Origin of the sequence: Chitinophaga sp. (assembly GCF_036566945.1) — a bacterium.
Taxonomy (GTDB): Bacteria; Bacteroidota; Bacteroidia; order Chitinophagales; family Chitinophagaceae; genus Chitinophaga.
Map to the genome: position 1 here is coordinate 1 of NZ_DATCVJ010000830.1, position 9,198 is coordinate 9,198.

The window sequence follows — 9,198 nt, forward strand, 5'->3', positions numbered from 1 at the left end:
CATGAATAACAGCGCCAGCGGCAGCCAGCCGGAAAAAGCCAGTAACAATACACTCAACGAAAACACAAGACTGGCCGTAATCAGGAGCTTTACCAGGTCTTTGTTGGGCTTTAACTTCGCCATATAAATGGCTGAGATGATGGAACCCAGTCCTGCGGCGCTTTCAAACCAACTGAATGTTTTGGCATCGCCATTAAAAATATCTTTTGCAAATACCGGCATCAGCGTGTTAAACGGAATCACGAATAAACTGCTGGCACTGAGCATTAACAGGAGAGAGGCCAGGTCCTTGTCTCCCGAAATATAATGAAAACCTTCTTTCAACTCTGCCCATATACTCCGGTCAGATTTAATAACAGGAGGCAATACAATCTTCATCATCCACAACGAAATCAATACCGGTATATAACTCAGGAAGTTGCTGACAAAACAAATGTCCTCTCCAAAAGTACTCAGTATAATGCCAGCCAGCGCCGGGCCTGCAATACGGGCAAAATTAGACATGGTAGAATTCAGGGCAATGGCGTTCGGAAGATCCTCTCTTTTCTCCACCATCTCTACCATCAGCGATTGCCGGCAGGTTACGTCAAACGCATTGATCACGCCTTGTACAAGCGACAAAAAAATGATTCCCGGTATATTGTAGTTACGGAACAGAATCATTAATGCCAATGCACCCGCCTGTAACATGGAAATGATCTGCGTGATCATCAGGATACGGTAACGGTTATGACGGTCTATATAACTGCCCGCATACGGCGATAGCAGCAGGGAAGGAATCAAACTCACAAAGCTTACGACGCCAAGCAACACAGCGGAATTAGTGAGACGGTATACCAGCCAGCATACGGCTGTTTTTTGCATCCAGGTACCTATAAGTGAAATTGATTGTCCATAAAAGAAGAGCCGGAAATTCCGGGAATTCAACGCACGAAAAACATCCATCTGATTAATATATTTTGAGGCAGTGTGCCATTTATAATCTGCTGCAAATTTCGGGAAGATGAATATATTTGCTAAATAGATTGTTTTAATGATATTCATTGGTAAAAACGATTGATGTATGGAACTACGTCAGCTGATGTATTTCGTAAAGGCCGCTGAAATGGCGCATTTCACGGCGGCGGCTACCGCATTGTACATTACCCAGTCTACTTTGTCCCAACAAATCAAACAATTGGAAAATGAGCTGGGCATGCCTTTGTTCGACCGTATTGGCAAACATGTACACCTGACGGAAGCCGGTGGGGTATTTCTGCTGCATGCCCGGCAAATACTGCTGGACGTAGAAAAAGGACGGCAAGCCATCCAGGACCTGCAGAATATGCTGAGTGGAGATTTGCGCATAGGCGTTACGTATGCTTTTACCTCTTTCCTGTTACCTGCACTGACAACTTTTCCGGTGAAGTATCCCGGTATCAATATATACATAGAATACGGCACTACGGAGCTGCTGGAAAGTAAGCTACGGGCCTCCGAACTGGACCTGGTACTGGCTTTTCATCAGGATGCTTTTTATAAAGACCTGGAAACACGGGAGTTGTTCCGTTCCAAAATTGTGGTCGCCGTGTCGAAGAAACATAAGCTGGCAGGGTTGAAAAAGATAAGTCTGCAAAGCCTCACAGGCATGGACCTGATCTTTGCTTCCCGGGGCTTCAGCGCGCGCGATTCCGTAGATGAAGTACTGCAGCGCAACAAGATTGAGCCGGCCGTGAGAATTGAAATGAATGATGTACACTCTATATTATCGCTGGTAGAAAAAGGACATTGGGCCACGTTGCTCAATGAGCGGGCATTGCTGGGCTGGAAAAACCTGGTGGCCATTCCATTGGAAGGGAAAGAGTTACAACGCCGTGCCTATATTATCTGGCAGAAAGGTACCTATCATAAAAAAGCAGCGGATTTGTTTATCCAGGAATTATTAAAAGGATTACCCGCCGTGGGGAAGTAAGGAGGTGGTGCCGAACTGCCCGTTTAGTTCCCTCCGGTGAATACCGGTGGGGCAATCCCCGGCTTAGTTCAAATGGCACTCAGCAGCGGCATAGTGCCGCCGCCGGGTGACCACAAGTGGGGTTACTGTGCTTTTCGCAGGTCTGCGATGTTGCATTTATAATATCTTTCAAATTCCTCCGTCAGTTCTTCCCAGCCGTCATGTTGGGTGATGGTAGAAATGTACGTGAGGGAATGACTTGTTTCGGTGATCAGTTTAAAGGCCAGGGCCATGTTTTCCTGTAGTATCAGCGCCGCTGCAGAAATATGGAATTCCTGTTCAAACGGTCTTTCCAGGAACTCAGGCACTACGCCGAATTTGTTGCAGAGATTTTCTACACTACCTGCTTCGGCAGGATGCGCAATAATATAATCAGCAATTTCCCGGAGTTGTTGCCGGTGGTTCTCCTGTAGCATAATGGGGGGGATGGGGTTCAGGTAATGCAGGTAGGTACTGTAGAAATCAATGGCGCTGCGGCGGAAGAAAAGTTCTGCTGCTTTGTCAATCAGTTTACATTGCAGTATCCTGTTCATCACCAGGTAACTCACCATATTGAGGCGGAAGGGGAGTCGGTTGCTGGGGTTCAGCACCTCTTTCACACCTACTTTGTTGATGATATTGAAGATCGGGAATTCTGTTCTTAGCGCCGTTAGCCGTGCAATACTAATGTTTACATGGAAGTTCATTACGAACTCTTTTTCGGTCACTATAGAGCTGTCGTCCAGCGGATTAGCCACTTTTTTAGGGAGGAGTATTTTCATGGACACGGGTGCATTATTGTCAATGAACCCGGATACAGTGGCAGGTAGCAGGTATTTGGACGGAGGCACTGTTGTCAGTTCTACGCCTTCTCTCAGATGTATGAGGTGGTAATAGATACTGATGTCTTCCAGCTGCATCTGCTGGTCTATAATGATCCCGTTATCATCAATATCGGTATAACACTTGGCGTACGGGATTAGCTGGGAGTGGAGGTAGCTGGGAATGCACTCATAGGTGGTGTACACTTCATCACTCCGCTCAATCAGGAGGTACTTGTTTTCTGGTTGCTTCATGGTTATTAGCCTTTGGTGTTGCCTGTTATTTGAAATGCAGGGTACTATCAGCGGTAAAATAATAATCAGTTCCGGTAGTGGCTTTTATCCCTTCCAGGAGAAAGCCGATGGGTGTTTTCTTGTCCAGTAAGCCGGTAAAGGGTCTGCTGGCGATATCAGGACGGTCCAGCACCGCATGAACACCATGCCAGCGGAAAATAACATTACACATTTCATCCATACGGGTGTCAGAGAAACAGTAAAGTCCTTTCTGCCAGCCTAGTTCAACAGTAGCATTAAATGGTTGGGTATCGATCGTGGCATTTTCTTTATGGAAGATGGCTTGTTGCCCTGGTTTCATCATCACCGTCTTTTTACCGGCTTTCATCCGCACTTTACCATCTACCAGGGATACCTTTACCACGGCGCTGTCGTAGCTATTCACATTAAAGGTGGTACCCAGTACTTCTACTGTACTATTAGGAAGATGTACCAGGAAAGGTTTTCCTGCCTGCTTTGCTATTTTAAGATAGGCTTCCCCGTTAAGGGTAATCTCTCTGTTTTTACCTTTAAAGGCAAAAGGAAAGTCCATGCGGGTAGACGCATTCAATGTGATTACGGAGCCGTCGGGCAGGGCTACTTCATAGCTTTTGCCCTGTGGTACGATCAGTGAGTGCAGGCCTTCCGGTAATTCTTCACCGGTATTGAGAAAGAGCGTATTATCCTTGTTAATGATTTGTTTGCCGCCAACATTGATGTTACCGGTTGTTTTGGTAAGATTAACGGTAGACTGCCCGGCGATCTGCAAGAGTACATCCGGAATCACGATGGCCACCTGGGCAGGCTTTTTATGAAAGAAAGTGTCCCATTTCCAAGCAGTGAGTGCAATAATGGCTAATACTGCTGCTGCGGCCGACCATGTTGTTAATACGCGGAGCAGGGATTTTTTCGGTTTAAAATCAATCACCTCCAGCCAGGGGGCCGGGGGCGGAGGTATGGGGATCATTGACAATTGTTCCCATCTCTCCCGTACTGCAGCATCTTCTTCGATTAGATCCTCCAACAATTGATCATCTGCCGCGGAAATTATTCCCGCGAGCTTTTCAGTCATTAGCCTGTATATTTCGTCTGCGCTGTTCATGTACACTATTAACCGTTTATTTAATTGGCCGGGGTATCAAAAAAGGATTTTTTTTAAAGATGCCCGTAAAGTTTTCAGCGCGTTGGCGACTTGTTTTTTGACCGTTTCTTCACTGGTGTCCATGAAGGCCGCTATTTCTTTGCGTGTTTTGTGTTCCTGGTAAGCCAGTCTGAAGGCGATCGATTGGCGCTCGGGCAGCTGGTTGATAGCGGTTTCCAGCTGTTCCTTCAGTTCATTGTTCTCTAATCTGTCCTGGGGATACGTGTAGGTTTCAGGCAGCATGATATCTTTTAATCTTTTATTTCGCGTGGCATCTTTTGCTATTTTATTCAAACAGCGGTTGCGGATGCTGACAAAAAGGAAATTTTTCAGGGAGTTAGTCGTGCTTAAATCAATTCGCCTACTCAGGTCTTTCTGCCAGAAATCAATAAACAGGTCCTGTACCAGCTCCTGGGCCTCCGTTTCGTTTTTCAGTATAGACACAGCAGTTACGTACAGCCACTGACGGTAGGCACTGTAAAAATACTGGAAAGCGGGAAGACTGCCCGTCTTCAGTTGTGCAAGCAATTCAATATCGTTGATAGATGCACTCATGCTGGGATTTAGTTGATAATGGCAGACCCGGTATATCTGGCTGCTGTTGTTTCAAGGGTGTTATTACGCGGTTATTTAATGGTAACTGTCAGCCAAACTCACTCAAAGCACTATAGACCCGGTAGATGACCTTTTGAAGGACAGTTTTTTCTCGATACACTTACTGCACAAGTTTATATTCGATCCAATGGAGGGAATGGATTTTTATTTATCCGGGAACTTTGTTAATGAATTGTTATTCCATCTTTTAAAAAGAGCAGAAAGCAGAAAGCAAAAAGCAAAAAGCTATTGTGTAGTAGCCTAAAGCGGATATCATTCGCTTATATCTCGTACACAATAGCTTTTTGCTTTCTGCTTTCTGCTATTTCTTCTTGGCGCCTCTTTTTTTAGGCTTGCCATATTTCAGCATCATCTTTTCTTTATGCGTGACCTTTTTGTTGGTCTTCCTGTTTTTTGCCAGCTTTTCGTGGAAAGCCGGACCTACGTCTTCCCGCTTAGGCGCCTTTACCAAAGTATTCCGCATATGTATCTTCGGTTTTTCGTCTTCCGTTAATACGTCCGAAATGGTCAGGTCTTCCGGTAAAGGTTGTTCCGGAATCGCATAATTCATCAGGCTTTCGATGCGTGACAGGTTTTCTGCTTCTGCATCTTTGGTAAACAGAATGGAGATACCTTTTTTATCCGCTCTACCGGTTCTGCCTATACGATGGATATAGCTTTCGGGTACTTCCGGTGTGTCAAAGTTAATGACATGGGTTACTTCAGCGATATCAAGGCCACGGGCAATGATATCGGTAGCAATCAGAAAACGGTATTCATTCGCCTGGAATTTGCGAACCGTATTGAAACGATGATTTTGTTCCTTGTTGGAGTGAATGATACCTACCTTGCCGGGAAATTCTTTTTCCAGCTGCTCATGCAGGTCATCGGCTAATTGTTTGGTAGCCGCGAAAATGAGGGTTTTGGTCATGCTCTCATCGTCTGTAATCAGCAGCTCCAGCAGGTTTACCTTGGTATAGAAGTTAGGCACCTTGTACACAATCTGGTCAATGTTTTCCAGCGGCGTACCGGTAGGTGCTGCTTCAATGCGCACCGGATTGTCGAAATGCGTTTGAATCATCTTCTCCACATCTTCCGTAATGGTAGCGGAAAACATCAGGTTTTGCCTTTTGGGAGGCAACAGGTCCATAATGTTCCTTAACTGTGTACGGAAGCCCAGGTTCAGCATTTCATCTACTTCATCAATGATCAGGCGCTTTACAGATTTTACTTTTAGCGCACCACTGAGAATAATATCGTAGAGGCGTCCGGGAGTGGCCACCAGGATGTCCAGTTTGTCCTGCACCGCTTCCATCTGGGGATTCATATTTACCCCGCCATACACACCCAGTACAGATACATTCATGTACGTGGTAAGCTTCTTCACTGCTTCTACCACCTGTACTACCAGCTCCCTGGTAGGCACAATAATCAATACGGTGGGGTATTTCTCTTTCGAAAACTTAAACTGACGAAGGGTTGGCAACAGGTAAGCAAATGTTTTACCCGTACCGGTTTGCGCAATACCGCACACATCCTGGCCGGACATGATCACAGAAAATGCACGCTGCTGTATAGTCGTAGGTCTTTTATAACCTAATTCATCTAACGCGTTTAATAAAGGAGTATTGAGGTTTAAATCACCAAAAGTCATGATACTGCTATAATATGAACGGCAAAGATAGCTTTTTTTAGCTTTTGGCTTTTAGCCTTTAGCTTTTAGCTTGCCATATGTTGGTCTCCGCTGCATTTGCTAAAAGCTAAAAGCTAATGGCTAAATGCTTATTTTAGTATCAAAAAATCTATGAAAAACCTCCACATACCAGCTATTTGTGTACATGCCTATGGAGGCCCGGAACAGTTACAACTGGAAGAGGTGCCGGTACCCGTGCCGGCAAAAGATCAGGTGCTGATTAAAGTGGTGGCGAGTGGGGTAAATCCTATCGATTGGAAGTTAAGAGAAGGAATGATGCAGCATCCGTTGCCCTACATACCCGGTGTGGAGGCATCCGGTGTAGTAACCGCCGTAGGCGACGGTGTATTTGGTAAGAAAGTAGGGGATGAAGTATATGGCTCGGTAGATGGCTCTTACGCCGCCTATGCCATCTCTCCGGCAGAACTGCTATTCCGTAAACCCGCACATCTTTCCTTTGAGCAGGCAGCTGCTATGGGTGGCGCTAAAACCGCCTGGGGCGCTTTGTTTGATGTAGCCCACCTCACAAAGGGACAAAGAATCCTGATTCATGCCGGTGCCGGTGGCGTTGGACATTTCGCAGTACAACTGGCCTATAACGCCGGCGCCTATGTGATCGCTACGGCCAGCCCGGAAAATATTGATTTCGTTACCGCCCTGGGCGCCGACGAAGTGATCGACTATAAAGCCGCCCCTTTTGAAACACAGGTTCACTCCGTGGATATTGTTTTCGACACCGTAGGTGGGGATACCACCGAACGCTCCATGGGCGTGCTGAAACCCGGAGGACTGCTGCTTTGTATTGTGAAGATGCCGGACCCTGAAAAGGTAACTGCTGCCGGCATCCGCGCCATTTGGGGTGGCACCAAAACATTGGTAGCCATGAAAGAAGTACATAAAATGCTGGAACGGGATCTGATTAAACCCTACGTTCGCCGTGTATTTCAGCCATTATCTCAGGCAGCCGCCGCACAGGAGTTCAGCAGGAATGGCGGCCCTGGAAGAGGAAAAATTGTATTGAAAATTTCGGAAGAATAAAAAAATAGCGCGACTCCAGGCCGCGCTATTTTCCCAATATCTTTTTCCGGTGTTGTATGCCCCAGCGCTGCAAAGCAATGATGACACTGTCCAGCGTAGCAGCATAGGGCGTCAGCGTATATTCCACCGATACCGGTTGCGTATCGTATACCGTGCGTTTTACCAGTTTATGCGTCTCCAGGTCTTTCAACTCCTTAGACAATACCTTAGACGTGATTTTGGGTATACTGCGCTCAATATCCCGGAATCGTTTATGCCCCCTGGATACCGCAATAATAATGGGCAGCTTCCATTTGCCACTGATCACATCCAGCGCATCTCTCACCGGCATAATCACCTTATGGCAGTCGGAATGACTCCGCTCTGCTTCCTCTTTGCCACAATTGACCGTTAACTCTTCTGTTTTCATCGTTAATCGCTTAAATGACTAGCTATAATAGCTTTCTGCTTTCTGCCTCAGCTTTCTGCGCTTCTGATATAGGTTGGTTACCTCTTGTAAAGCACTTACTTTAAGGAAACTGGTTACTTTTTGATAGCAAATATATTAACTTTACAGCTGGAACCTAAATAAAATATAATGAAAGTAGAAATATGGTCTGATATCATGTGCCCGTTTTGCTACATCGGCAAACGGAGATTTGAAGCAGCACTGGAGCAGTTTCCGGGAAAAGAAAACATCACGGTAGAGTGGAAGAGCTTTCAATTGAATCCTTCCCTGCAATCCCAGCCAGGTAAGGATGTATACGACTACGTAGCCGAAATAAAAGGACAATCACGCGAATGGTCTTTGACTGTACATGAACAAATGACCAGCACCGCGAAAGACGCTGGTCTTACTTATAACTTCGATAAAGCGGTCATCGCAAATTCTTTTGATGCCCATCGCCTCATCCAGCTGGCGAAAAAACACCAGCTCGGTGACGCCGCAGAAGAACGCCTGTTTTATGCTTACTTCACAGAAGGAAAGGATATGAGCAATCATGACACCCTGCTGGAACTTGGCGTTGAAATAGGACTGGATAAAGCAGAAATAGCTGCTGTATTGCAATCCGGCGACCTCGCCACTGCCGTGAATCATGATGTAAATGAAGCACAGCAACTGGGCATCAGAGGGGTACCGTTTTTTGTACTGGATCGTAAGTTCGGCGTATCCGGCGCACAACCGGTAGACGCATTTACCCAGGCACTGGAACAGGCATACGGAGAATGGAAAAAAACACAACCGGTGATAGAGCTGGAAACCTTATCCGGACAAGTTTGTACACCGGATGGTGATTGTAAATAAAATATTTTTTTGAGCAAAGGTTGCCTGAGAAGTGGATTGTTTTTCAGGCAATTTTTTTATTAGTGCAGCAGACTAGAGAGCATTGAGAGCATTGCTATTCAAAGGTGGACAGATTTTATCTGCCCACCTTTGAATAGCCTATACTATAATGATTTTAATATTGTCATTAAGACATGCGCTTGCTCTTCGGTTTTGATTACCTGGCCTAATGAGCTTACGCCTCCGGATTTCAAGGTAACCTTGACTTTGCGATCTTCACACTGCTTTGCCTTGAGAAGAAGGGCGTCTACTTTTTTTCTGGTTGCTTTGTCCATAAATTGTTTGCCATTAAATTTTTTCACAATAAACCTCTTTTCGCTTCCCCGCCCGTTAACCAAACCCAAA

10 protein-coding genes are annotated in these 9,198 nt (G+C 45.8%); 3 read left to right on the forward strand and 7 right to left on the reverse strand.

The genetic code is table 11. The annotated features are described in order from the left end of the window. Positions 1 to 945 (reverse strand): MFS transporter (locus VIP81_RS25115; RefSeq protein ID WP_331967767.1); only part of this gene is annotated, 945 nt, incomplete at its 3' end. 118 nt (positions 946 to 1,063) lie between these two features. Between VIP81_RS25115 and VIP81_RS25120 the strand changes: the two genes are divergently transcribed. Next, a complete protein-coding gene (locus tag VIP81_RS25120) occupies positions 1,064 to 1,951 on the forward strand; it encodes a LysR substrate-binding domain-containing protein (protein WP_331967768.1) in 888 nt (295 codons plus the stop codon). Positions 1,952 to 2,073: 122 nt separating this feature from the next. On the opposite strand, the gene VIP81_RS25125 is transcribed toward VIP81_RS25120, so the two are convergent. From VIP81_RS25125 to VIP81_RS25140, 4 genes are all read right to left on the reverse strand, one after another. Next, positions 2,074 to 3,045, reverse strand: a complete 972-nt coding sequence (locus VIP81_RS25125) for a hypothetical protein (protein ID WP_331967769.1) — start codon at positions 3,043 to 3,045, stop codon at positions 2,074 to 2,076. Between the two features lie 25 nt (positions 3,046 to 3,070). After that, positions 3,071 to 4,135 carry a FecR family protein gene (locus VIP81_RS25130; protein WP_331967771.1) on the reverse strand — a complete coding sequence of 355 codons (1,065 nt, stop codon included), beginning with the start codon at positions 4,133 to 4,135 and terminating at the stop codon, positions 3,071 to 3,073. 66 nt (positions 4,136 to 4,201) lie between these two features. Continuing rightward, complete coding sequence (locus VIP81_RS25135) at positions 4,202 to 4,759, reverse strand: RNA polymerase sigma factor (protein WP_331967772.1); 558 nt, start codon at positions 4,757 to 4,759, stop codon at positions 4,202 to 4,204. Positions 4,760 to 5,120: 361 nt separating this feature from the next. Next, complete coding sequence (locus VIP81_RS25140) at positions 5,121 to 6,452, reverse strand: DEAD/DEAH box helicase (protein WP_331967774.1); 1,332 nt, start codon at positions 6,450 to 6,452, stop codon at positions 5,121 to 5,123. A 150-nt stretch (positions 6,453 to 6,602) separates the two neighbouring features. On the opposite strand from VIP81_RS25140, the gene VIP81_RS25145 reads away from it, so the two are divergent. After that, a complete protein-coding gene (locus VIP81_RS25145) occupies positions 6,603 to 7,529 on the forward strand; it encodes an NADP-dependent oxidoreductase (RefSeq protein ID WP_331967775.1) in 927 nt (308 codons plus the stop codon). A 25-nt stretch (positions 7,530 to 7,554) separates the two neighbouring features. Here VIP81_RS25145 and VIP81_RS25150 read toward each other — a convergent pair whose 3' ends face one another. Then, positions 7,555 to 7,938, reverse strand: coding sequence for a helix-turn-helix domain-containing protein (locus VIP81_RS25150; protein WP_331967777.1), 384 nt, complete (start codon positions 7,936 to 7,938; stop codon positions 7,555 to 7,557). A gap of 168 nt (positions 7,939 to 8,106) precedes the next feature. Here VIP81_RS25150 and VIP81_RS25155 point away from each other — a divergent pair, with 168 nt between their 5' ends. Then, on the forward strand, positions 8,107 to 8,814 hold the full coding sequence (locus VIP81_RS25155; RefSeq protein ID WP_331967778.1) for a DsbA family oxidoreductase: 708 nt from the start codon (positions 8,107 to 8,109) through the stop codon (positions 8,812 to 8,814). 143 nt (positions 8,815 to 8,957) lie between these two features. Here VIP81_RS25155 and VIP81_RS25160 read toward each other — a convergent pair. Then, positions 8,958 to 9,198: hypothetical protein (locus VIP81_RS25160; RefSeq protein WP_331967779.1), on the reverse strand; the 241-nt coding region annotated here is incomplete at its 5' end.

What these genes read in the sequence shown, in the direction of transcription:
- VIP81_RS25120 (WP_331967768.1), top strand. Translation starts at nt 1,064, where the DNA reads ATGGAACTACGTCAGCTGATGTATTTCGTAAAGGCCGCTGAAATGGCG.
- VIP81_RS25125 (WP_331967769.1), bottom strand. Translation starts at nt 3,045, where the DNA reads ATGAAGCAACCAGAAAACAAGTACCTCCTGATTGAGCGGAGTGATGAA.
- VIP81_RS25130 (WP_331967771.1), bottom strand. Translation starts at nt 4,135, where the DNA reads ATGACTGAAAAGCTCGCGGGAATAATTTCCGCGGCAGATGATCAATTG.
- VIP81_RS25135 (WP_331967772.1), bottom strand. Translation starts at nt 4,759, where the DNA reads ATGAGTGCATCTATCAACGATATTGAATTGCTTGCACAACTGAAGACG.
- VIP81_RS25140 (WP_331967774.1), bottom strand. Translation starts at nt 6,452, where the DNA reads ATGACTTTTGGTGATTTAAACCTCAATACTCCTTTATTAAACGCGTTA.
- VIP81_RS25145 (WP_331967775.1), top strand. Translation starts at nt 6,603, where the DNA reads ATGAAAAACCTCCACATACCAGCTATTTGTGTACATGCCTATGGAGGC.
- VIP81_RS25150 (WP_331967777.1), bottom strand. Translation starts at nt 7,938, where the DNA reads ATGAAAACAGAAGAGTTAACGGTCAATTGTGGCAAAGAGGAAGCAGAG.
- VIP81_RS25155 (WP_331967778.1), top strand. Translation starts at nt 8,107, where the DNA reads ATGAAAGTAGAAATATGGTCTGATATCATGTGCCCGTTTTGCTACATC.